Annotated in this window: 21 protein-coding genes; 13 read left to right on the forward strand and 8 right to left on the reverse strand. The window is 75.1% G+C overall.

Features of this window, described 5'->3' with window-relative positions:
- Window positions 1-81 precede the first annotated feature (81 nt).
- The gene (locus HKK73_RS05275) at window positions 82-432 is read left to right on the forward strand and encodes a holo-ACP synthase (RefSeq protein ID WP_021482029.1); all 351 of its coding nucleotides are present in this window, start codon (window positions 82-84) and stop codon (window positions 430-432) included.
- A 211-nt stretch (window positions 433-643) separates the two neighbouring features.
- Here the strand turns inward: HKK73_RS05275 and HKK73_RS05280 are convergent, their stop codons facing one another.
- A complete protein-coding gene (locus tag HKK73_RS05280; protein ID WP_171467575.1) occupies window positions 644-1,570 on the reverse strand; it encodes a type IV toxin-antitoxin system AbiEi family antitoxin domain-containing protein in 927 nt (308 codons plus the stop codon).
- A gap of 207 nt (window positions 1,571-1,777) precedes the next feature.
- The gene (locus tag HKK73_RS05285) at window positions 1,778-2,827 is read right to left on the reverse strand and encodes a TIGR03560 family F420-dependent LLM class oxidoreductase (RefSeq protein ID WP_144722360.1); all 1,050 of its coding nucleotides are present in this window, start codon (window positions 2,825-2,827) and stop codon (window positions 1,778-1,780) included.
- A 146-nt stretch (window positions 2,828-2,973) separates the two neighbouring features.
- On the opposite strand from HKK73_RS05285, the gene HKK73_RS05290 reads away from it, so the two are divergent.
- From HKK73_RS05290 to HKK73_RS05320, 7 genes are all read left to right on the forward strand, one after another.
- Window positions 2,974-4,827 carry a bifunctional ADP-dependent NAD(P)H-hydrate dehydratase/NAD(P)H-hydrate epimerase gene (locus tag HKK73_RS05290; protein WP_171467576.1) on the forward strand — a complete coding sequence of 618 codons (1,854 nt, stop codon included), beginning with the start codon at window positions 2,974-2,976 and terminating at the stop codon, window positions 4,825-4,827.
- Window positions 4,828-5,012: 185 nt separating this feature from the next.
- Window positions 5,013-5,921 carry a pseudouridine synthase gene (locus HKK73_RS05295; RefSeq protein WP_031315756.1) on the forward strand — a complete coding sequence of 303 codons (909 nt, stop codon included), beginning with the start codon at window positions 5,013-5,015 and terminating at the stop codon, window positions 5,919-5,921.
- A 205-nt stretch (window positions 5,922-6,126) separates the two neighbouring features.
- Window positions 6,127-7,371 (forward strand): alanine racemase, encoded by a 1,245-nt coding sequence (alr, locus tag HKK73_RS05300; protein WP_216608072.1) that lies wholly within the window; start codon window positions 6,127-6,129, stop codon window positions 7,369-7,371.
- Window positions 7,372-7,448: 77 nt separating this feature from the next.
- Window positions 7,449-7,946 (forward strand): tRNA (adenosine(37)-N6)-threonylcarbamoyltransferase complex ATPase subunit type 1 TsaE, encoded by a 498-nt coding sequence (gene tsaE, locus HKK73_RS05305; protein ID WP_171468685.1) that lies wholly within the window; start codon window positions 7,449-7,451, stop codon window positions 7,944-7,946.
- 46 nt (window positions 7,947-7,992) lie between these two features.
- Window positions 7,993-8,712 (forward strand): tRNA (adenosine(37)-N6)-threonylcarbamoyltransferase complex dimerization subunit type 1 TsaB, encoded by a 720-nt coding sequence (tsaB, locus tag HKK73_RS05310; protein WP_171467578.1) that lies wholly within the window; start codon window positions 7,993-7,995, stop codon window positions 8,710-8,712.
- Window positions 8,709-9,248, forward strand: coding sequence for a ribosomal protein S18-alanine N-acetyltransferase (gene rimI / locus HKK73_RS05315; protein ID WP_171467579.1), 540 nt, complete (start codon window positions 8,709-8,711; stop codon window positions 9,246-9,248). The genes tsaB and rimI overlap by 4 nt, the downstream gene beginning before the upstream one ends.
- Complete coding sequence (locus HKK73_RS05320) at window positions 9,245-10,138, forward strand: sulfurtransferase (protein WP_171467580.1); 894 nt, start codon at window positions 9,245-9,247, stop codon at window positions 10,136-10,138. The genes rimI and HKK73_RS05320 overlap by 4 nt, the downstream gene beginning before the upstream one ends.
- A 102-nt stretch (window positions 10,139-10,240) precedes the next feature.
- Here HKK73_RS05320 and HKK73_RS05325 read toward each other — a convergent pair whose 3' ends face one another.
- Window positions 10,241-10,888: a malonic semialdehyde reductase gene (locus tag HKK73_RS05325; RefSeq protein ID WP_021482305.1), complete on the reverse strand. Its 648-nt coding sequence runs from the start codon at window positions 10,886-10,888 to the stop codon at window positions 10,241-10,243.
- A 101-nt stretch (window positions 10,889-10,989) separates the two neighbouring features.
- On the opposite strand from HKK73_RS05325, the gene tsaD reads away from it, so the two are divergent.
- Window positions 10,990-12,057 (forward strand): tRNA (adenosine(37)-N6)-threonylcarbamoyltransferase complex transferase subunit TsaD, encoded by a 1,068-nt coding sequence (tsaD, locus tag HKK73_RS05330; protein ID WP_043655819.1) that lies wholly within the window; start codon window positions 10,990-10,992, stop codon window positions 12,055-12,057.
- A gap of 13 nt (window positions 12,058-12,070) precedes the next feature.
- Here tsaD and HKK73_RS05335 read toward each other — a convergent pair whose 3' ends face one another.
- Window positions 12,071-13,228 carry a glutamate--cysteine ligase gene (locus HKK73_RS05335; RefSeq protein ID WP_253705794.1) on the reverse strand — a complete coding sequence of 386 codons (1,158 nt, stop codon included), beginning with the start codon at window positions 13,226-13,228 and terminating at the stop codon, window positions 12,071-12,073.
- A complete protein-coding gene (locus HKK73_RS05340) occupies window positions 13,225-14,502 on the reverse strand; it encodes a hypothetical protein (RefSeq protein ID WP_043655812.1) in 1,278 nt (425 codons plus the stop codon). Before HKK73_RS05340 ends, HKK73_RS05335 begins: the two co-directional genes overlap by 4 nt.
- Window positions 14,503-14,741: 239 nt before the next feature.
- Here HKK73_RS05340 and groES point away from each other — a divergent pair, with 239 nt between their 5' ends.
- Window positions 14,742-15,038: a co-chaperone GroES gene (gene groES, locus HKK73_RS05345; RefSeq protein ID WP_021482870.1), complete on the forward strand. Its 297-nt coding sequence runs from the start codon at window positions 14,742-14,744 to the stop codon at window positions 15,036-15,038.
- Window positions 15,039-15,227: 189 nt separating this feature from the next.
- On the opposite strand, the gene HKK73_RS05350 is transcribed toward groES, so the two are convergent.
- Window positions 15,228-15,518 carry a WhiB family transcriptional regulator gene (locus tag HKK73_RS05350; protein WP_031316449.1) on the reverse strand — a complete coding sequence of 97 codons (291 nt, stop codon included), beginning with the start codon at window positions 15,516-15,518 and terminating at the stop codon, window positions 15,228-15,230.
- Window positions 15,519-15,823: 305 nt separating this feature from the next.
- On the opposite strand from HKK73_RS05350, the gene HKK73_RS05355 reads away from it, so the two are divergent.
- Entirely contained in the window at window positions 15,824-16,909 is a 1,086-nt protein-coding gene (locus tag HKK73_RS05355; protein ID WP_253705797.1) for a MerR family transcriptional regulator, read from the forward strand.
- Between the two features lie 138 nt (window positions 16,910-17,047).
- Window positions 17,048-18,577, forward strand: a complete 1,530-nt coding sequence (gene guaB / locus HKK73_RS05360) for an IMP dehydrogenase (protein WP_021479849.1) — start codon at window positions 17,048-17,050, stop codon at window positions 18,575-18,577.
- A 90-nt stretch (window positions 18,578-18,667) separates the two neighbouring features.
- On the opposite strand, the gene HKK73_RS05365 is transcribed toward guaB, so the two are convergent.
- Window positions 18,668-20,281: an FAD-dependent oxidoreductase gene (locus HKK73_RS05365; RefSeq protein WP_085388386.1), complete on the reverse strand. Its 1,614-nt coding sequence runs from the start codon at window positions 20,279-20,281 to the stop codon at window positions 18,668-18,670.
- Window positions 20,282-20,639: 358 nt separating this feature from the next.
- Between HKK73_RS05365 and HKK73_RS05370 the strand changes: the two genes are divergently transcribed.
- Entirely contained in the window at window positions 20,640-21,278 is a 639-nt protein-coding gene (locus HKK73_RS05370; protein WP_171467581.1) for a Rid family hydrolase, read from the forward strand.
- Between the two features lie 92 nt (window positions 21,279-21,370).
- Here HKK73_RS05370 and HKK73_RS05375 read toward each other — a convergent pair whose 3' ends face one another.
- Complete coding sequence (locus HKK73_RS05375; protein WP_171467582.1) at window positions 21,371-22,906, reverse strand: UDP-N-acetylglucosamine 1-carboxyvinyltransferase; 1,536 nt, start codon at window positions 22,904-22,906, stop codon at window positions 21,371-21,373.
- Between the last annotated feature and the right edge of the window lie 28 nt (window positions 22,907-22,934).

Consider the following 22,934-nt stretch of genomic DNA (forward strand, 5'->3'; position numbering starts at 1 on the left):
GGTTCGTCCGGTCTCCCGGACGAACCAGGACCACCTGCTCGTGGAGGCGGGGAGGCCTGGTCGCCACCGTAGGGTGGACGCATGATCAAGGGCGTGGGGATCGACGTCGTGGACGTCGCGCGGTTCATGGAGACCCTAGAGCGCACGCCCCGGCTCCGCGAGAAGCTGTTCACCGAGGCCGAGCGGGACCTGCCGCCCGCGTCGCTCGCCGCGCGGTTCGCGGCGAAGGAAGCCATCGCCAAGGCGCTGGGCGCTCCCGCGGGCATGCGTTGGCACGACGCGACGGTGCACCGCGTCGTCGGCGGCCCGCCGGAGGTCGAGATCACCGGCACGGTCGCGGCACGTGCGGACGCGCTCGGCATCACGGCCTGGCACCTGAGCATCTCGCACGACGCCGGCATCGCCTCGGCGATGGTCGTCGCGGAAGGCTGACCCCCCACCCCCCACCCCCCTCCCGCCCCGCCCCCCGCCCGCTGCCGCCCCGCCCCCGCCGCCGCCGAGCAGGTGGTGTTGGCTGGTCCTGCGACGCGGACGCGCCAGGACCACCTGTTCGGCCGACAGGGATCGCCTGCTCGACGCGCGAGCAGTCCCGCGCGAGGTGTGGTCGACCGTGGCGTGCCGCCGTCGGGCGGTGAGGTGCCCGTCAGACGGCGAGGTGCCGGCGCACGGTCGCGGCGACACGGCCGAGGTCCCGTGACGTGAAGCGCAGGAGGTCCACGGTGCCCGAGCCGGTGAGGAGGTTCTGGCGACGACGGTCCGCGAAGACCGCGACGGGGGTGTCGTGGTGCTCCCGGCCGTCGAGCTCGGCGACGAGCCAGCGACCGCCGCGACGCCGCCAGCCCATGTCACCTCGAGCGACCACGGCGCCCGTCTCGTCCCGCACGGGGAGCTGCAGGGTGTCCGGTGGCTCCTCCTCCTCGATGCACTCCAGGCGGGCGAACGACTCCAGCGGGGACTCCGCTCGGCCGTCCGACAGCTCCCAGAGGTCGTGCCGGGTGGCGATGCCTCGCCGTCCGCGAGCGAGGTCGTGCGCGCGGGCGAGCTCGTCGGGCGCCAGGAGCCGGAGGCGCTGGACCGCGTCGAGGACGGCGAGCCCGTGAGGGCGGGGAAGCTCCGGGACGGCCTGGGCGAGCGCCCAGTCGAGCGTCGCGACCCGGAACCCGTCGATCGTCGTCGTGCGCATCCCGTCGTCGAACTGGCGCAGGCGGACACCGTTACGATGCCGCCGGCGCGACGCCTCGTCGAGGGCGACCTGGGGAGTGAGCCGGTGCGGCAGACCCTCCACGCCGTGCAGCACCAGGGCGCAGGCGCCGACGGCGACGGCGTCCGCGCCGTAGGCGAGCAGTCCGAGGAGCGCTGCGCGACGTCGTCGGTCGTCGAGGCTCGTCACGGCAGACGACCGGAGCTCGTAGACGTTCATCGCGGCGCGGCGCCACTCTCGCCGGTCGACGAGCCCGCGGACCGCGCCTCGCGACAGTCCTGCCGCACCGGCCTGCGCGGTCGTGACCAGCCCCGCCTGCCGGGACGCGATCCGGAGGAGCTCGGCGGGGACGGCGGTGCGTGCGTGCATGACGCGATCTCAGCGGGTCGCGTGCCGCCACCGCAGCCTCGTCGTCGCGACCTGTGGACGACACCCCACGCCGCCTGCCCTGTGGTCGGCGTCGACCAGGCGATCCGCGACCGACGAACAGGTGGTCTTGGTTCGTCCCGTCGACGGGACGAACCAAGACCACCTGCTCGCGCGGGGAGGGGGGCGGAAGGGGGGAGGGGGAGAGAGTCAGCGCTGGAGGGCCGGGATGACCTGGCGCTGGAAGAGCTCGAGCTGGTCGCGGTCGGTCGCGGCGAAGGGGAAGTAGCCGATCGCGTAGCCGAGGCCCTGGGCGCGCAGCGCCGTGAGGGTCTCGACGATCTGCTCCGGTGTTCCCACGAGGGGGCCGTTCCGCCACGACGCGATGCTGTCGTCCGCCTTCTCGGGGAAGTACCGGCGCGCGTGCTCCTCGACCCGGGCAAGGCGGTCCGCGACGTCCCGCTCGGTCTCGCCGATGACGACGTTGTAGTTGGCCGACCGCGTGATCTCCCCGAAGTCGCGGCCCAGGTCGCGGCAGTGCTGCTCGAGCACGGCGGACTTGTGGGCGAAGCCCTCCGGCGAGCCGTCGAAGTTCGTGTACTGGGCGTGCTGCGCCGCGATGCGCAGCGTCTTCTTCTCGCCGCCGCCCGCGATCCACAGGGGGATGCTCGGCACGGCACCCTCGCCGTCGACCGCCACGCACTGCAGCGGCTGCGGGTAGCACAGCGCGCCGTCCACCTGGTAGCGCCGGCCCTCGAACGTGCCCGACGACCCCGTGCGCCACATGCGGGCCATGATCTGCACGCCCTCGTCGAGCGCGCGCAGGCGCTCGCCCGCGCTGGGGAAGCCGTACCCGTAGGCGCGCCACTCGTGCTCGTACCAGCCCGCGCCGATGCCCATCTCGAGACGGCCGCCCGAGACGTGGTCGACCGTCGCGGCGACCTTCGCGAGGTAGGTCGGCTCGCGGTACGCCATGCACGTGCACATCTGGCCCAGGCGCACGCGCTGCGACGCCGCGGCGAACGCCGCCATGAGCGTCCACGCCTCGTGGGTCGCCTCGGTGCTCGGGGTCGGGGTCGTGTGGAAGTGGTCGTAGACCCAGACGCCGTCCCACGCGAACTCGCCGCCGGGCAGGGGCTCGCCCGCCGCCGCGTTGTCGGCGTAGTGGAGCAGGGAGAGCATGGTCTTCCAGTGGTCCTCGGGCGCGACGTCGACGAGGTCGTAGCGCCAGCCCTGCGGGATGAAGAGTCCGAATCGCATGCTCGTCACCCTATGCGGGTCCGCGCGGCCCGCAGCGCGCCCGCGGGGACCGTCTCAGCCCTCGGCCGTCCGGCGGTCGTCGCCCCGGCCGGCCCGGCGCGGGCGCCGCGCAGGCGGCCCCGGCGCCCGGTGGGCAGGATGAGGTCATGATCGAAGCCTGGTCCGTCGCCGACGTCCGCGCCGCCGAGAAGCCCCTGCTCACCGCAGGCGTCCCGCTCATGGAGCGGGCGTCGTTCGCGCTCGCCACCGTCGTCGCGCGCGACCTCGCCCGGCGCCGGTCGATCGCCCTGCCCGACGGCGGCCGTCGCGACGGGCGCGTCACCGGCGCCCGGGCGGTCCTGCTCGTCGGCTCGGGCAACAACGGCGGGGACACGCTGCACGCGGGCGCGTACCTCGCGCGCCGCGGCGTCGAGGTGCTGGCTGTGCTCACGGGCGAGCACGCGCACGCCGGCGGTCTCGCGGCGCTCCGGGACGCGGGCGGGCGCGTCGAGGTGCTCGTCGGCAGCCCCGACGGCGCGGCGCACGGCGACGGTCACGACGACCGCCACCACGACCACCTCGACCCGCACGTCGCCGACCGCGTCGCCGCCCAGGCGGCGCGCGCCGACGTCGTGCTCGACGGTCTCGTCGGGATCGGCGCCCGCGGGGCGCTGCGCGGGGTCGCGGCGGACCTCGTGGAGCGGCTGACCGCGGTGCTCGACTGCGGCCCCGCGCACGGTCCCGAAGGCCTCGGTCGGCCGTGGGTCGTCGCGGTGGACGCGCCGAGCGGCATCGGTGTCGACGACGGCACGGTGCCGGGCCCGGTGCTGCGCGCCGACCGCACGGTGACGTTCGGTGCCGCCAAGCCGGGGCTGCTCCTGCCGCCCGCGACGCACCTCGCGGGGCACGGCGCGGTCGTCGACATCGGGCTGCGCCTGGGCGCACCCGGCCCCCATGCACCCGGCGCTGACGCAGCCGGCCCTGGCGCGCCCGGCCTTGGCGCACCCGGCCTTGGCGCACCCGGCCTTGGCGCACCCGGCCTTGGCGCACCGGCCCCGGGTGCGCCCGCCCCCGGCGTACCCGGCCCCGACGCGCCCGCCCCGGACCGGGGGACCATGACGCCGGTCGTGCGTCGGCTCGAGCCGGCGGACGTCGCGGCCCTCTGGTCCGTGCCCGGCGCGACCGACCACAAGTACACGCGCGGCGTCGTCGGCGTCGTGGCGGGCACGCCGACCTTCCCGGGCGCGGCGGTGCTCGTCACGACCGCGGCCGTCCGCACGGGTCCGGGCATGGTGCGCTACGGCGGGCCCGACGACGCCACGCGCGCCGTCCTCGCGGCCCGCCCCGAGGTGGTGCCCGCCGCGGGCCGCGTCCAGTCCTGGGTGCTGGGCCCGGGCGTCCCGGCGGTCCCCGGCCCGGGCGACGGCCCGGTCGACGACGGCGGGCAGCACGAGCGCGCGCGGGCGGCGCTCGCCGACGCGACGGCGACCGACGCGACGACCACCGACGCGACGCCGGAGCGCGTGCCCGCGGTCGTCGACGCGGGCGCTCTGTCCCTGCTGCCCGACCGCTGCCCGCCGTCGGTCGTGCTCACCCCGCACGCCGGGGAGCTCGCGACGCTCCTGCGGGCGCGTGGCGACGACGTGACGCGGACCGACGTCGAGGCCGAGCCGCTGCGGTGGGCGCGCCGCGCGCACGAGGTCACCGGCGCGACGGTGCTGCTCAAGGGGTCGGCGACGGTCGTCGTCGGGCCGGAGGGCGCGTGGTCGCAGGCGGACGCGCCCGCATGGCTCGCGACCGCCGGGGCGGGCGACGTCCTCGCCGGCATCCTCGGCACGCTGCTCGCGGCGCACGCGGAGCGCGTCGTGCGGGAGCCGGGCCTCGCCGCGCGGCTGGCCGCGGCGGCCGCCGTCGTGCACGGTCTCGCCGCGGAGCGCGCGAACCCGGGCGGTCCCGTCGCGGCGCTCGACGTCGCGGACGCGGTCCCGGGGGTCGTCGCGGAGCTGCTCGCCGCGCGCTGACCGCGCAGACGGCGTGCCCCACCGCGCGCCGACCACGCCGGTCGCGCCCGCGCGTCGACCACGCCGGTCGCGCCCACGCGACGACCACGCCGGTCGCGCCCACGCGACCGCACCGCCTGCGCACCCCACCGCACCCACGCGCGACCCGCACCGACCGCGGGCACGCCGCCGGTACCGTGGAGGGCGTGGTCCCCCTCCCCGTGCGCGACGGCCTCAACCCGACGCGCCTCGTGCTGCCGCACGACGCCGAGAGCGTCGCGCGGTACCCGCGCACCCTCGACTACGTGCGCCACCGCTTTCCCGACGACGCCGCGCGCCTCGCGGAGAAGGTCGCGGCGGGCGAGGTCGTCGACGGCCGCGGGCGCCCGGTGGACGCGCGCACGCCGTACGAGCCGCGCGGGTTCGTGTTCCTCTACCGCGACCCGCCCGTCGAGCCGGACGTGCCGTTCGAGGTCCGCGTGCTGCACCGCGACCGGGACCTGCTGGTCGTCGACAAGCCGCACTTCCTCGCGACCATCCCGCGCGGGGCGTACGTCGCGCGGTCGGTGCTGGTGCGGCTGCGCCGCGACCTCGACCTGCCCGAGCTCAGCCCGGCGCACCGCCTCGACCGCGTGACCGCGGGCGTCCTGCTGCTCACGCTGCGCCCGCAGGTGCGCGGGGCATACCAGGAGCTCTTCGCGCGCCGCGAGGTGCGCAAGACCTACGAGGCGGTCGCGCCGTGGGACGCGTCGCTCGACCTCCCCGCGACCGTGCGCAGCCGCATCGTCAAGCGTCGCGGCGTCATGCGGGCCGAGGAGGTGGACGGCGAGCCCAACGCCGAGAGCCGCGTCGACGTCGTCGAGACCGACCCGGCGCGCGGGCTCGCGCGGTACCGGCTCGAGCCGCACAGCGGCAGGACGCACCAGCTCCGCCTGCACATGGCGCGGCTCGGCGTGCCGATCGTGCACGACAACTTCTACCCCGAGCCGTACGACGTCTCGCCCGAGGACTACTCGCGCCCGCTCCAGCTCGTGTCGCGGTCGCTCGCGTTCACGGACCCGTTCACCGGCCGCGAGCGCCGCTTCGCGACGGACCGCGCGCTCTCCGCGTGGTGACGCGCGGGTGAGAGAATCGACGACCGTGAGCGACACCCAGCGCACGACCTCTCCCGGCACACCCGCCGGCACACCCACCGGCACACCCGGCACCGTCCCGACCGGCGCCCGGGCGGGCTCCCTCGCGGGACCCGCCCCGACGTCCCGCACGAGCGGCCCCGACGGCCCGGACCCCCGAGCCTACCCGGCCCGCGCCGTCGTCGACCTGGCGGCGGTGCGCGACAACGTGCGCGCGCTCGCGGACCTCGCGCCGGCGTCCGAGGTGATGGCCGTGGTCAAGGCGGACGCGTACGGGCACGGGCTCGTCGCGAGCGCGCTCGGGGCGCTCGCGGGCGGTGCGACGTGGCTCGGGACGGCGCAGCCGGGCGAGGCGCTCGCGCTGCGGGCGGCGGGCGTCGGCCCGGACCGGGCGCGCGTGCTCACGTGGCTGTACCCGCCGGGCGCGCCGCTGCGCGACCTCGTGGAGGCGGACGTCGACGTGTCGCTCGCGGCGCGCTGGGCCGTGGACGAGGTCGTCGCCGCGGCGCGGGCCGCGGGCCGGACCGCGCGGGTGCACCTCGCGGTCGACACGGGCCTGGGCCGCAACGGGATCATGCCGGCGGACCTGCCGGACGTGCTCGACGCCGTGGCGCGCGCCGAGGCGGAGGGTGCCGTGCGCGTCGTCGGCATGTGGTCGCACCTGGCGTTCGCGGACGAGCCCGGCCACCCGACCGTCGTCGCGCAGGCCGACGTCTTCGACGAGGCCGTGCGCGAGGCCGCGCGGGCGGGCGTCGTGCCGGAGCTGCGCCACCTCGCGAACTCCGCCGCGACGCTCACCGCCCCCCGCACCCACTACGACCTCGTGCGCCCGGGCCTGGCCGCGTACGGGATGACGCCCGTGCCGCAGCTCGGGCCCCCGTCGCGGTTCGGCCTGCGCCCCGCGATGACGCTCGAGGCGCGCCTCGCGACGGTCAAGCGCGTGCCCGGCGGTCACGGCGTCTCCTACTCGCACCACTACACGACGCCGCAGGACACGACGCTCGGCGTCGTGCCGCTCGGCTACGGCGACGGGATCCCGCGCCACGCGTCGGGCGGCGGGCCCGCGGGCGCGCCGGGCGGGCCGGTGCTCGTCGGCGCCCGGCCCGGAGAGCCCGGCGGGCGCGTCGTGCGCGTCGCGGGCCGGGTCTGCATGGACCAGCTCGTGCTCGACCTCGGCCCGGACGCGACCGAGCGCGCGGGCGACGTCGTCACGCTGTTCGGCGCGGGCGACGGCGTGGCGCGCGGCGGGGTCCCCACGGCCGAGGACTGGGCGCAGGCCGCGGGCACCATCAGCTACGAGATCACGACGCGCCTCGGTGCGCGCGTGCCGCGCGAGCACGTGGGGACGCACGTGCTCGACGACGGCGCGCGGGCGCTCCTGGCGCGCGACCCGAGCCCGCACGACAGCACGGAAAGGACGGTCCGCGCGTGAGCGACGACCCGAACCACTCGACCCCGGCGCCCGCCGCCGGGGGGACCGCGGCCGACGACGCCCCGGGCGGCGTCGTCGTGCTGCCCGACGCCGAGGCGACCCGCGCGTTCGGCCGCGCCCTCGCCGCGGTGCTGCGCGCGGGGGACCTGGTGATCCTCACGGGCGACCTCGGGGCGGGGAAGACGACGCTCACGCAGGGGATCGGGGCGGGGCTCGGCGTGCGCGGCCAGGTCGCGTCCCCGACGTTCATCGTCGCGCGCGAGCACCCGTCCGTCGTCGGGGGCCCGGCCCTCGTGCACGTGGACGCGTACCGCCTGGGGTCGCTCGACGAGGTCGACGCGCTCGACCTCGACTCGAGCCTGGACGAGTCGGTGACGGTCGTCGAGTGGGGCAGCGGCCTCGTCGAGGCGCTCGCGGGCGACCGCCTGGAGATCGTGCTCGAGCGCCCGCGCGGCGGGGTGGGCACGTCGCAGGAGCAGGACGACGACGCACCCGAGGCGGGCGAGCGACGCGTGACGGTGCGCGGCGTCGGGGCGCGCTGGGCCGGTCTCGACGTCGCCGCGCTGACCCGGTAGCGCCCTACGACGGGGACGGCCCCGCTCTCGGCCGTAGGCTGGAGCCGTGGCTGTTCTCGCGCTCGACACCTCCGCCTCCGTCACCGTCGCCGTCGTCTCCGACGACGGCGCTCGTCTCGCCCGCCGCGACGCGCCCGAGCGTCGCCGGCACGCCGAGGCGCTCGCCCCGCTCGTCGAGGAGGCGCTCGCCGAGGCGGGCGTCGACCGCCGCGACCTCACGGCGGTCGCCGTCGGGACGGGCCCGGCGCCGTTCACCGGCCTGCGGGTCGGGCTCGTCACCGCCCGCGCCCTGGGCTTCGCGCTCGGCGTCCCGGTGCTGGGCGTCCCGAGCCTGGACGCCGTCGCCGCGCAGGCCGTGAGCGACCTCGGCCTCGTGCCCGACGACGAGCTCCTCGTCGCGACCGACGCACGTCGCCGCGAGGTGTACTGGGCGCGGTACCGCGTCGTCGCGCACGAGGGGCCGCACGCGGTGCCCGTGCTCGAGACCGTCGCGGGGCCCGACGTCGGCCCCGCCGCCGACGTCGCGACGCGCGCCGCGGGCGCCGTCGTGGTCGGGGAGGGCGCCGAGCTCTACCCGGACGCGCTCGACGTCGCGCAGGACGCGCCGCAGGTCCCCGACGCCGCCGTGCTCGCGCGGCTCGCGATCGCGCGCCGGGCCGCCGGGGTCGAGCAGCCGACCGAGCCGCTGTACCTGCGCCGCCCCGACGTCCAGGAGGCCGCGGCGCGCAAGCGCGTGAGCGACGCGTCGCCGGAGCGGTCGCGATGAGCACGCGGTCGTACGAGATCCGGCTGCGGCCCCTCAAGGCCGCCGACCTCGACCGGGTGGTCGAGCTCGAGCGCGAGCTGTTCGGGCGCGGCGCGTGGACCTACGGGATGCTCGCCGACGAGCTCGCCGGGTTCGGGCGGTGGTACGTCGCCGCCGAGCCCGTCCGGCTCTACGCGGCGGGGCCGCAGCCGCTCGTCGGCTACGCGGGCCTGTGGTTCGACGGCGACGTCACCCAGGTCATGACCATCGGCGTCGACCCGGCGTTCCAGCACCAGGGCGTGGGCTCGGTGCTCCTGGAGGCGCTGGTCGAGCGGTCGCGCGAGCTCGGGGCGAGTGCGGTGCTGCTCGAGGTGCGCGTCGACAACGACGCGGCGCTCGGGCTCTACGCGAAGCACGGGTTCGAGCAGCTCGGCATCCGCAAGCGGTACTACCAGCCCGAGGACGTGGACGCGTACACGATGCGGCTCGAGCTGGGCTCCCCGCCGCCGCGCGACGAGCCGGACTACGGGACGGCGTCCGCCGACGTGGTCGCGTGACGGGCGACCTCGCGCGGCGCGACCGCGTGCTCGTCGACGCGCGGGGCCTCGCCGCGGCGCTCGCGGGCGACCGCCCGCCCGTCGTGCTCGACGTGCGGTGGGCGCTGGGCGTCACGGACGGGCGCGAGCAGCACCGCGCCGCGCACGTGCCGGGCGCGGTGTACGTGGACCTGGAGACCGAGCTCGCGGCGCCGCCGTCGCCCGCCGCCGGCCGCCACCCGCTGCCGGAGCCGGGCGACCTCCAGGCGGCTGCCCGGCGCTGGGGCGTCCGCGCCGACCGGGGCGTCGTCGTGTACGACGCCGTGGGCGGCACGTCGGCCGCGCGCGCGTGGTGGCTGCTGCGGTGGGCCGGCCACGACGACGTCCGCCTCCTCGACGGCGGCCTGCCCGCGTGGCGCGCGGCGGGGTACCCGACCGAGCAGGGCGACGTGCGGCCCGAGCCGGGGGACGTCGTCGTCTCCCCGGGCGGGATGCCGGTGCTCGACGCCGACGACGCGGCCCGGCTCGCGGCGTCGGGCGTCCTGCTCGACGCGCGCGCGGGCGAGCGGTACCGCGGGGAGGTCGAGCCCGTCGACCCGCGGCCCGGCCACGTCCCCGGCGCGGTGAGCGCTCCGACGACGGACAACCTCGCCGCCGACGGGACGTTCCTCGACCCGGAGGCGCTCCGCGCGCGCTTCGTCGCGCTCGGGGTGGCCGCGGGGACCGGGGGCTCGACCGAGGGCGCCGCCGGGGAGGACGCGGCGTCGCGCCCCGTCGGGGTGTACTGCGGCTCGGGCGTCACCGCCGCGCACGAGGTCGCCGCGCTCGCGACGCTCGGCGTCGACGCGGCGCTCTACGCGGGGTCGTGGTCGCAGTGGTCGAACGACCCCGACCGCCCCGTCGCGACCTGACGCACGCCGCGCCTCCCGGACCGAGGAGCGCGCGCAGCCCCGGACGCGACGAGGCGGCACCCCGGTGGGGTGCCGCCTCGGCTCGGACGGTGCGGGACGGGCTCAGAGGACCTCGGCGACCTGGTGGAAGTCGAGGCGCGCCTGGCGCGGGAAGTGCGCGCCCTCGTCGGCCGGGTAGCCCACGTTGATCGCGACGAGCGTGCGCCAGCCGGACTCGCCGAAGAACTCGGCGTCGATCCCGGCGGCGTCGAAGCCCGTCATGGGGCCCACGGACAGGCCGGCGGCGCGCAGCCCGACGATGAGGTAGCCGATCTGGATGAGGGCGTTGGTGCGGGCCATGCCCTCGCGCAGGTCGGCCTGCGGGTCGAGCTGCTCGGCGATGCCCTCGCGGAACGGCGCGAGCGTGCCGAGGTGCTGGTGGAACGACGGGTCGGCGGCGGCGACGATCGTCACCGGCGCGGCGAGCGTCTTGTCGCGGTTGAAGTCCGCCATGTGCGCGCCGAGGCGCTGCTTCGCCTCGGGCGTGCGGACGACGAGCAGCCGCAGCGGGAGGGTGTTCATCGCGGTGGGCGCCCAGCGGACGAGGTCCCAGGCGGCCTGGATCTGCGCGTCGGTGACGGGCTCGTCCGAGAACGCGTGCGTGGTGTGCGCCGCGCGGAACAGGCGGTCCGCGGCCTGCGCGTCGATCGCGAGCTGGTCGGCCTGCTCGCTCGGCGCGGCAGAGGACTCGATGAGGGTGTCGGTGCTCATGACTGGGACAAACAGTTGAACCCTTGATCATCTTCCGAACAGACGGTGTGACGTGCGCGACACGGACGGTCCGGCCCCCGCGCGCGACTACCCTGGACGCCATGGTCCCCACTGCTCCCGCGAGCTCCGGCGAGCCCCTGGTGCTCGGCATCGAGACGTCCTGCGACGAGACGGGCGTGGCGCTCGTCCGCGGTCGCGAGCTGCTCGTCGACACGGTCGCGAGCTCCATGGACGAGCACGCGCGCTACGGCGGGATCATCCCCGAGGTCGCGTCGCGCGCCCACCTCGAGGCGATGATCCCCACGCTTGAGCGCACGCTCGGCACGGCCGACGTCGACCTCTCCGAGGTCGACGCGATCGCCGTGACCGCCGGGCCGGGCCTCGTCGGCCCGCTGACCATCGGCGCCTCCGCCGCGAAGGCCCTCGCGCTCGCGCTCGGCAAGCCGCTCTACGGCGTGAACCACGTCATCGGCCACGCGGCCGTCGACGAGCTCGTGCACGGCGCGTTCCCCGAGCGCGTCATGGCGCTCGTCGTGTCCGGCGGGCACAGCTCGCTCCTGCTCGTGGACGACGTCGCGACGTCCGTCACCGAGCTCGGCTCGACGCTCGACGACGCCGCGGGCGAGGCGTTCGACAAGGTCGGGCGCCTGCTCGGCCTGCCGTACCCCGGCGGCCCGCACATCGACCGCCTCGCGCGCGAGGGCGACCCCACGGCGATCCGGTTCCCGCGGGGCCTCACCGCACGCAAGGACCAGGAGAAGCACGCGTACGACTTCTCCTTCTCCGGCCTCAAGACGGCCGTCGCGCGCTGGGTCGAGGCCCGCCAGGACGCGGGGGAGGAGATCCCCGTGCACGACGTCGCCGCCTCCTTCGCGGAGTCCGTCGCCGACGTGCTCACCGCGAAGACCATCGCCGCGTGCGAGCGGCACGGCGTCTCGACGCTCGTCGTCGGCGGCGGGTTCAGCGCGAACTCCCAGCTGCGCGACATGGCCGCGGAGCGCTGCGCGGAGGCGGGCATCGAGCTGCGCATCCCGCCGATCCGCTACTGCACCGACAACGGGGCGATGATCGCCGCGCTCGGCTCGGCCGTCGTGCGGGCGGGCGTCGCGCCGTCGAGCCTGGACATCGGCGTCGACTCGTCGATGCCGCTCACCGTCACGCACGTGTGACGGCCCGGCCGGGTCACAGGGGCCGGCCGGCCCGCATCTCGGCGACGAGCGAGCGCACGACGGCGTCCAGCTCGCCCCCGTGGCGCCGCGCCACCGCGCGCTGCCGCTGGTAGGACGCGCCGCGCCGCACGATGGTGCGCACGCCGTCGAGCTCGTCGAGGCACCCGAGGCGCGCCGCGACGGGCTCGAGCTCGACGAGCAGCCGCCCCACGGCGTCGGTCACGAGCTCCTCGTTGCCCTCGCGGTCGAGGATGATGATCGCGTCCATGCCGTAGCGCGCCGAGCGCCACTTGTTCTCCTGCGCGTACCACGGCGGGATGCTCGGCAGCTCGCGCCCCTCGTCGAGCATCGTCGAGAAGTGCTCGACGAGGCAGTGCGTGAGCGCGGCCAGCGCCAGGAGCTCGGAGATGTTCGTGACGCCGTCGCAGATGCGTGTCTCGAGCGTGCCGAACTGCGGCGCGGGCCGCAGGTCCCACCGCACCTCGTCGAACGCGTCGATGACGCCGGTGTGCAGCATGTCGGCGACGTAGCCCTCGAGCTCCTCCCACGTCCCGAACTGGAACGGCAGGCCCGCGGTCGGCAGCTGCTGGAACATCAGCGCGCGGTTCGACGCGTAGCCGGTGTCCTTGCCGCCCCAGAACGGCGAGCTCGCCGAGAGCGACTGGAGGTGGGCGAACGTCGTGAGCATCGCGCGCTGGATCGGCAGCACCTTGGCGCGGTCCTCGATGCCGACGTGCACGTGCACGCCGTAGATGAGCATCTGCCGCCCCCACCACTGGGTGCGGTCGATGAGCGTGGTGTAGCGCTGCTTGTCGGTGACCTTCTGCTGCGCCCAGCGCGCGAACGGGTGCGTGCCCGCGCTCATGAGCTCGACGCGCAGCTGGTCCGTCACGGCGCGCAGCTCCTCGACCGAGCGCTGCAGGTCGCGGCCGGCCTCGCCCACCGTGCGGCACACGCCGCTCACGACCTCGACCGTGTTGAGCAGGAGCTCCTGCTTGATCGACGGGTGCGGGCCGCCGTCGGCCGGGCGCACGGCGTCGAGCACGGTCTGCGCGACCTGCCGCAGGTCGCCCGAGTCGGCGTCGACGAGCGCGAGCTCCCACTCGAGCCCGACGGTCGAGCGCTCCGAGCGCGCGAAGGGGATCGCCGTGCGGCGCGGCAGGGCGCTCACCGGGGCCCGTCCTGCCCGGCGCCGGCCGGGGGAGTGGAGAGCGGCTCGACGACGAGCACCTGCTGGGAGCCGCCGACGCGCGTGAGGACGATCGTGGCCGTCGCGTCGCCCGTGAGGGCGAGCTGCCGCCGGAGCTGCTCCGGCGTGACGGCGGTGCCCCGCTTCTTGATCGTCAGACGACCGACGCCGCGCTCGCGCAGGTACGAGCGCAGCCGCTTGAGGCCGAACGGCATGGTGTCGAGCACGCGGTAGCCGCGCGCGAGCCCGTCCGCGAGCCCCGTCGCGTCGAGCGGCGCGGGGGAGTCGGTGGTCACGTACGCGATGGTCCGGTCGAGCAGGCGGCCGCCCAGCCCGCGCGCCGCGTGGGCGACGAGCCCCGCCCGGATCACGGCGCCGTCGGGCTCGTAGAGGTACTGCCCGACGGCGCCCACCTCGGGCACCACGTCCGCGTCGCCCGGGCGGTGGGCGATCCGTCGGGTCGTGGTGCGCGCGGTCCCGTCGGGCCCGGTCCACGACGACAGGACGAGCGCCGACCGGCCCGGTCCCTCGGGCGCGAGCGGGCCGAACCAGAGCCCGGCCTCCACGACGTCCCCGTCGACCGACACCCACTCGGTCTCGGCGTCCTCGGGCAGGCCGGCGTGCGGGATGCCCGGGCCGACCTTGATCCCGACCGCGGGCACACGCTCGCGCAGCGCCCACACCGCGTCGAGCGGCGGGGCGTAGGCCTTCGGGTCGAACACGCGCGTGCCGGCGCGGGTGCGGCGCGCGGGGTCGGCGTACACGCCCTCGATCCGCTCGCCCTCCAGGTCGAGCGCGAGCCCGTCGCCGTGGCGCACCTCGGCCTCGGGGAAGTGGCGCAGGTTGACGGTCGCGATCGCCGCGGTGAGCTCGTCGACGTCGGTCGCGAGCACCTCGAGCTCCGCGGCGGCGAACGCGAGCGCGTCGACGCCGATCCCGCTCGTGAGGTCCGCGACGCGCCGGATCCCCGCCTCCTGGTACCGCCGGGCGTGCAGGCCCGCGACGACGAGCCGGCTCGCCTGCTCCAGCCCCGCCTGCGTGAAGAGCATGCCGTCGGCGAACGCGCCGAGCTTGCCGTGCGCCGCGGCGCGCAGCCGGGACTGGGTGAGGGCCGCGGCGGCCAGGTCCGGGTCGACGCCCTTCGCGCGCAGCCCTGCCGCGAGCACGAGCGCCTGCTGCTCGTCGTACGGCGGGAGCGCGCCGAGCAGGGCCCAGCCCTCGGGGCTGAGCAGCTTGGTGAGCGTGGCGGCGTCCATGGCGTCGATCCTTCCACGGGGGCCGGGGACCACGCGCAGCCGGAGCCCGGATCGTCCGCAGGACGGACGTTGGCACTCGCCTTGACCGAGTGCTAACCGGGACCTAGATTTGAGACGTGCCGCCACCGCTCGCGGAGGCGGCACCACGTGCGACCAGGCTGTCCGGCACCCGCGACGACGGCCAGCCGGTGCGCTCGACCCATCCGTTGCAGTTCTCACCGCGAAAGGGGAGGTCCGACGTGTCGGTCCCCATCAAGCCGCTCGAGGACCGGATCGTCGTGAAGGCCCTCGAGGCCGAGACCACGACCGCATCCGGCCTGGTCATCCCGGACACCGCCAAGGAGAAGCCCCAGGAGGGCGAGGTCCTGGCCGTCGGTCCGGGCCGTGTCGACGACAACGGCAACCGCGTCCCGCTCGACGTGACCGTCGGCGACAAGGTCATCTACAGCAAGTACGGCGGCACCGAGGTCAAGTACGGCGGCGAGGACTACCTCGTCCTGTCCGCGCGCGACATCCTCGCCGTGGTGGTCGGCTGACGCCGACCCGGTTCAGCAGCAGGGCCCCGCGACCGACGGTCGTGGGGCCCTGCTGCGTTCCGTGGCCGGTCGCCCCACCGGTGGTCCCACGGGTCGTGCGCACGTGCGCCCGGTACGACGTCGGACCGGGGCCGTGCAGGTCTGCTGGTGGCGCGAAGGCACCGCGGTGGTGCCCGGGGAGAGGGTGCGTCAGCCGGTGCGGCGGGCGCCGCCCGCGAGGATGGCGGCGCGCTCGTCCTCGCTCAGGCCGCCCCACACCCCGTACGGCTCGCGCACGCGGAGCGACTGCTCGCGGCACTGCATCATCACGGGGCACGAGTGGCAGATCGCCTTCGCGGCCTCCGCTCGCCGTCGTCGCGTCGAGCCGCGCTCACCCTCGGGGTGGAAGAACAACGTGTCGTCCGCGTCGCGGCACGAACCCTGGTACTGCCATTCCCACAGCTCCATGACGGGCCCGGGGAGCCTCGAGATCTCTGCCATGCCGAACAACCTACAAGCGTTGCAAGACTTGTTCAAGCCCCCTGTGAGGAAAAAGTGAACGAGCAGGTTGAACCGCTCGTGGAGCGGTGCGAGGGGGGTCAACCGCGTCGGCTGCTCCCGGCGCGCTGACGCGATCGGCGGCGCCCGGCGCGTTTGCGCGTGCAGCGAACAAATACGGCGCGGGTGTGGCGCGAAGGGTGCACGACTGTGACCTCTACGAGGTGGCGAGACGGGTGCCCGCTCGGCAGAATCGATCCATGACCTCAGTCCGGTCCGCCCCCGACCCCGAGGGAGCCCGACCGAGCATGACCTCGTCTCCCGGCCTCGCCGTCGCCGCCGTCGCGCGCCGGCTCGGCGTCGCGCCCGCGACCCTGCGCACCTGGGACCGTCGCTACGGCCTCGGCCCCTCGCAGCACCGGGCCGGCTCCCACCGGCGCTACACGGACGACGACGTCGCTCGCCTCGTCGTGATGCGCCGCCTCACGCTCGACGGCGTCGCGCCCGCCGACGCGGCCCGCGCCGCGCTCGCCGCCGACGAGGAGGAGCTCGCCGCGAACCGCGGCGCGATCTCCTTCGACGACCGCGGCGCCGACGGCGCGGGCGACCTCGACGCCGACGAGCCCGAGGCCGACGACGAGGCGCCCGAGCCGCCGCCGTCGCGCCCGTTCCTGCGCGCCGTCCCCGGGGGCGAGCCCGCACGCACCGCGGGGCCCCGTCCGGTCGGCGTCCGCGAGGGGCCGCGGCCCACGCGCGTCTCCGACGTCGTCGACGCCGCGATCGCCTACGACCAGCGTGCGTGCGACCGGCTGCTGCGCATCCCGACGGGCGGCGACCCGGCCGCGTGGTGGTCCGACCTCGTCGAGCCCGCGCTCGAGCGCCTGGCCGAGCGCACCGTGCTCGCCGGCCCCGGCGAGGTGCCCGAGGTCGTGCTCGCCAACGCGACGCTCGTCGCGCTGCGCGAGTACACGCAGGCGAGCGAGGACGCGATCGTGGCCGCCGGGGGGCCGCCCCGGAACCACCCGAGCCGCATGCGGCGGATCGTGCTCGTGTTCGCGGCGCCCGACGAGCCGCTCCCGCTCGCCGCGCACGCGCTCGCCGCGTCGCTCGCCTCGCACGGCGCGATGGCGCGCATCGTCACCGGCCCCGCGAACGTGCACCGCACGCTCGAGATCGTGACGATGGTGCGGCCGTCCGCCGTCGCCATGGTCACCACGCAGGCGCGCCCCGACCTGGGCATCGTGCACGCCGCGCACGACGCGAACCCGAGCCTGCCGTTCTTCGTCGGGCTCCCGAGCGACCAGGCCGCGGAGGAGCTCCCGCTCGCCGCGACCGTCCACCGGGTGCGCAGCTTCACGGGCCTCCTGCACGAGCTCCTCGCCGTCGTGCGCTGAGCCGTCCGCGGGACCGCCCGGCCGGGCGGGGCGCGCGCCCACGCGTCCACGTACCTCCCGCCCGTCCGTGCCTCCCGGGCCCGGGCGGGCAGGGACCGAGCGGGAATACGGCGAGGGCCCCCGGCGTAGAATCCTGGTGTGACCGCCTCGCCCGTCCCCGCCGCCGTCCCCGACCGTGACCCCTTCGGATTCCTGGGTCTCACCTACGACGACGTCCTGCTGCAGCCCGGCTACTCGGACCTGGCGCCGTCGGACATCGACACCACGACGCGCCTGACGCGCGAGATCTCGATCCGCGTGCCGCTCGTCTCGGCGGCCATGGACACCGTCACCGAGTCGCGCATGGCCATCGCGATGGCGCGCCAGGGCGGCATCGGCGTGCTGCACCGCAACCTCTCGATCGAGGACCAGGCGCTCCAGGTGGACCTGGTGAAGCGCACGCAGACGGGCATCATCGACAACCCGGTGACCATCGGCCCGGACGCGACGCTCGAGGAGCTCGACAAGACCGCGGGCGAGTACCGGATCTCCGGCTTCCCGGTCCTCGACGCCGAGCGCCGCCTCATCGGCATGGTGACCAACCGCGACCTGCGCTTCACGCCCGTCGCCGAGTGGGCGACGACGAAGGTCGACGAGGTCATGACGCCCCAGCCGCTCATCACGGGCCCGGCGGGCATCTCCCGCGAGGAGGCGACCGCGCTCCTGCGCAAGCACAAGCTCGAGCGCCTGCCGCTCGTCGACGCGGACGGCCGTCTCACCGGGCTCATCACGGTCAAGGACTTCGTCAAGTCCGAGCAGTTCCCCAACGCGTCGAAGGACGGCCAGGGCCGCCTGCTCGTCGGCGCCGCGATCGGCTACTTCGGCGACGCGTGGCAGCGCGCCACGACGCTCATCGACGCGGGCGTCGACGTGCTGGTCGCGGACACGGCGCACGGCAACGTCCGGATGCTCATCGAGATGGTCGCGCGCCTCAAGTCCGACCCGGCGACGCGCGACGTCCAGGTGATCGGCGGCAACGTCGCGACGCGCGAGGGCGCGCAGGCGTTCGTCGACGCGGGCGCGGACGCGGTCAAGGTCGGCGTCGGACCGGGCTCGATCTGCACCACGCGCATCGTCACGGGCGTCGGCGTCCCGCAGGTGACCGCCGTCTACGAGGCGTCGCTCGCCGCGCGCCCGGCCGGGGTCCCGGTCATCGCCGACGGCGGCATGCGCCACTCGGGCGAGATCGGGAAGGCGATAGTCGCGGGCGCGGAGACGGTGATGCTCGGCTCGATGCTCGCGGGCACCGAGGAGTCCCCGGGCGAGACGATCCTCGTCAAGGGCAAGCAGTACAAGGCGTACCGAGGGATGGGTTCCATGGGCGCCATGTCCTCGCGCGGCAAGAAGTCGTACTCGAAGGACCGCTACTTCCAGGCCGAGGTCACGAGCGACGACATGATCGTCCCCGAGGGCGTCGAGGGCCAGGTGCCCTACAAGGGGTCGCTCGGCACCGTGGCGCACCAGCTCGTCGGCGGCCTGCACCAGACGATGTTCTACGTCGGCGCCCGCACCGTGCCCGAGCTCCAGGAGAAGGGGCGCTTCATCCGCATCACATCGGCGTCGCTCAAGGAGAGCCACCCGCACGACGTGCAGATGACGGTCGAGGCCCCCAACTACACGGGCTTCTGAGCGTGCAGCACCACGACCGACGGCCCGGCACCGCCCTCGCGGGTGGCGCCGGGCCGTCGTCGTCCCGTCAGCGCTGCGTGCGGTGGGCGGTCACGACGCCATGACTCGCGCGTGCAGCGCCTGGACGGCGTAGCGCGCGGCCCAGAACGCCCCGTGCTGCCAGGCCGAGATCTCGGACATCCAGTCGCCCGCGAAGTACACGTTCCCGGCGCCCTGCTGCAGGAGCTTGAACCGGGACGACTGCGTGTTCGGGTACGCCCACGCGCCCTCGATGTAGGGCACCTTGTGCCACGCGATGGAGAACGAGCTCTCGAGCTCCGTCCGGTACTTCTCGCCGTGGATCTTCACGCCCTGCTCGACGGCGCGCATCTCCCGCTGCCGCGGCGTCATGTCCGCGTAGGCGCGCGCGTTCGCGCCGGTGTTGTAGTAGCCCACGACGAGCCCGCGGCGCTCCCCGTACCCGTAGGACGGGTACCAGACGTGGGCGAGGTCCATGTCGGTCTCGGTGATGCCGCCGTAGATCCGGTGGTCGTCCTCCCAGAACCGCGACCGGTACTGGAGCCCGATCTTGCCCGCGGGCGAGCCGACGGCGAACTCGCCGAGCGCGGCGTCGACGTCGGGCCCCCAGTTCGTGTCCCAGCGGCGCATGAGCCCCGCGGGCGCCGAGACGACGGCGAAGTCGGCGTCGATCTGCCGCGCCTTGCCGTTGTGGGCGGTGTACGTGACCGAGACGCCGCGCGGCGTGTTCTTCACCGCGGTGACGGGCGAGCTGAGCTGGACGTTCTGCTTGCCGATCGCCCTGACGAAGTAGTCGTAGGTCGTGTCCATCCCGCCCTTGGGCTGGAACATGAGCATCGACTGCTCCCAGTTGATCTCGAACGGGAAGTACTGCCCGACCTTCGAGGCGAGCACCTCCGAGACCGAGCCCGGGCCGGGCAGGGGCGTGCCGTGCTCGTTCCACGCGGACGGGTAGACCGCGTACCCGCGGTTGCTGCCGCCCTTGTAGCTCCCGTCGGCCTGGAGCGAGCCCCACGACCGGAGGAACGCGCGCAGGTTCTCCTTGTCCGCGGCGGTGAGCTTCTGGTCCAGCGCGCCCTGGTCGGTCGCGTAGCCGAGCAGCTCGGACGTGTAGCCGAACACGTCGGCCTTCGCGGTGCGGTACCGGACCGGGTTGCCGGGGGTCGCGCCGGAGCGCTCGTTGTAGAGGTAGGCGTCCGCGTTGGCGTTGGTGAACACCTCGTAGGGGACGCCGAGCTCGCGCAGGTAGTCCATGGTGACCATCCACTGGGCGATGCGCCCCGCGCCCGCGTTCATGTAGACGCCGTCGGCGAACCGCGCCTTCTGCGTGACGCCGTTGACGTCCGTCTCCGCGTCGCCGCCGCGTATCGTCAGCGTCCGGCCGCCGACGCGGTGCCGCGCCTCGAGCACCGTGACGCGGTAGCCGGCCTTCTGCAGCTCGTACGCCGTGGCGAGGCCCGCCGGCCCGGCGCCGACGACGACGACCTTCTTCGCGGAGCGGCCCGTGAGGCTGAAGTCGCTGCCCCGCGGCGGTGTCCACGACTCGTTCCGCGGCTGGGCGGCGGCCGTCGGGGCGAGGCCCACCGCGCCCATCGTCGCGAACATGACGCCGGCGCTGGAGCCGACCCCGACGGCCTGGAGGAAGTTGCGGCGCGAGACGCCGGTCGTCTTCTCGTCAGTGACCATGTGGCTGGAGCCCTCTCGTCCACGGCCTGACGGGCGGGGAGCCCGGCCCACGATGCCGGGTGCCGCCGTCAGCACCGGGGCTGACGCTAGGGACGCGTCGTCGCGAGTGCGGGTCCGGCGCGTTTCGCGTCGGTCAACGGATCGCGGCTCTCGTAAACGTCTCGTGTCGCGGCCCTCGGCCGCGCCCGCGGGGCGGCGCGCCGCGGCGTCGGGCACGCGGCGAGACCGGCGACGACCCGACACGTTGCCGTCACGGCGCGGAAACGGAGGCTGGCTAGCGTCGCGGCCCCGGCGGTCCTCGCGACCGGCCGGAGCCCGGGCGCCAGGGTGGCGCCCGTCGTCCCCCTGGGAGGCCTGCATGAAGAACCGCACCAAGGTCGTCGTCGCCGTCGCCCTCACCGCCGCCGTCGCCGTCCCCGGCACCGCCGTCGCCGCCGGGAAGCTCTTCGAGCCGAGGCCGACCGAGGCCCACTCCTTCGTCACCGGCGACACCCCGTCCATCGCCGACGGCGTCGCGATCGGGAAGAACGTCGCCTGGTACAAGTCGTCCGGCCTCGGTCCCGCCGCGATGAACACGACGCCCGGCGCGACGGCCGAGCAGCGCTACGTCCCGACCGACATCTTCCCCGGCGGCGTCCTGCCGGCCGGCGTGACGATCACGGAGGCGCAGGGCATCAACGTCCTCATGCGGATCGGGGAGAACCTCGAGCGGGCCGGGCTCTCCTACGACGACGTCGTCTCCATGCGGGTGTTCCTCCAGAACCCCGCCGGCCAGGAGAAGATGGACTTCGCCGGCTGGAACCGCGCCTACCGCCAGTTCTTCGCGAACACGAACCTCGCGACCGGCGCGACGCTCGAGGTCCAGCTCGGCTCGGCCCGGACGGCGCCCATGGTGGTCAACGCGGCCCGGCCGTCGCGCTTCGCGCTCGAGATCCAGAACCTGCCGGTCGACGGCTGGCTCGTCGAGGTGGAGGTCGACGCCGTCTACCCGAAGTGACGACGACGGGCCGCCCTCCCGCAGGAGGGCGGCCCGTCATGGTCGTGCCGGCGCGGTCCGAGCGAACTGACGGCCCCAAGGGTGCCGAGGGGTCAGTCCCGGAACGTCTCGATGTTCGCGCCAAGCTCGCGCAGGCGCTCGGTGAGGCCCTCGTAGCCGCGCGCGATGATGTCGACGCCGCGCAGGACGGAGGTGCCCTTCGCGGCGAGCATCGCGAGCAGGATGACGACGGCGGGGCGCAGGGCGGGCGGGCAGCTCACCTCGGCGCCCGACCAGCGCGTCGGGCCCGTCACCTGGAGCCGGTGGGCGTCCAGGAGCCGCACGTCGGCGCCGAGCCGCGTGAGGTCGGTGAGGTGGATGGCGCGGCCCTCGTAGACCCAGTCGTGGATGAGCGTCGTGCCCTGCGCGTTCGCGGCGATGACCGCGAAGAACGGCAGGTTGTCGATGTTGAGGCCGGGGAACGGCATGGGGTGGATCTTGTCGATCGGCGCGTGCAGCTCGCTGGAGTGCACCGTGACGTCGACCAGGCGCGAACGGCCGTTGCGCGCCACGTACTCGGCGCTCAGCGTGTACCGCAGGCCCATCTCGGCGAGCGTCGCGAGCTCGATCTCCATGAACTCGATCGGGACGCGGGCCACGGTGATCTCCGAGCCCGTGACGATGCCCGCGGTGAGCAGGCTCATCGCCTCGACCGGGTCCTCCGAGACGGCGTACTCCACGTCCACGTCGATGTCGGTGCGGCCGTGCACGCGCAGGGTCGTCGTGCCGATGCCCTCGACCTGCACGCCGAGCAGCTCGAGGTAGAAGCACAGGTCCTGCACCATGTAGTTGGAGCTGGCGTTGCGGATCGTCGTCACGCCGTCGCGGCGGGCCGCGGCCATGAGCGCGTTCTCGGTGACGGTGTCGCCGCGCTCGGTGAGGACGACCGACAGGTCCGTGCCCGACGCCGGGGCGACGGTCGCGTGGTAGTTCCCGCCCGTCGCGGTGACGGCCAGGCCGAAGGGCCGCAGGGCGATCATGTGGGGCTCGACGGTGCGGGTCCCGAGGTCGCAGCCGCCCGCGTACGGGAGCTCGAACGTGTCCCGCAGCCCGAGCAGCGGCCCGAGGAACATGATGATCGAGCGCGTGCGGCGCGCGGCGTCCACGTCGATCGCGGCCAGGTCGAGGCGCTCCGGCACGACGATCTCGAGGTCCCGGCCGCCCGTCGTCCACGTGGCCCGCACGCCGATGGAGCGCAGCACGTCGACGATGCGGTCGACCTCGACGATGCGGGCCACGCCGCGCAGGGTGGTGCGGCCGCGGTTGAGGAGCGAGGCGCACAGCAGCGCGACCGCGCCGTTCTTGGAGGAGTTCACCTCGATGCGGCCGGAGAGGGTGTGGCCGCCCTGGACGCGCAGGTGCGCGTGCTTGGGGCCGCCGAGGCTGATGATCTCGGAGTCGAGCGCGAGCCCGATGCGGTTGAGCATCTCCAGGCTGAGGTTCTGCGAGCCCTGCTCGATGCGGTGCACGGCGCTCTGGCTCGTCCCGAGCCGCTCCGCGAGCTGGGTCTGGGTGAGACCCCGGTTCTGGCGGGCGCCGCGGATGAGCGCGCCGACCTGCGTGAGAGGTGCGTCGTCGATCGCTGTCATGAGAGCGACGATAACTCATGGATGAGAT

The sequence above is a fragment of the Cellulosimicrobium sp. 72-3 genome, assembly GCF_013127315.1.
Classification (GTDB): Bacteria; Actinomycetota; Actinomycetes; order Actinomycetales; family Cellulomonadaceae; genus Cellulosimicrobium; species Cellulosimicrobium funkei.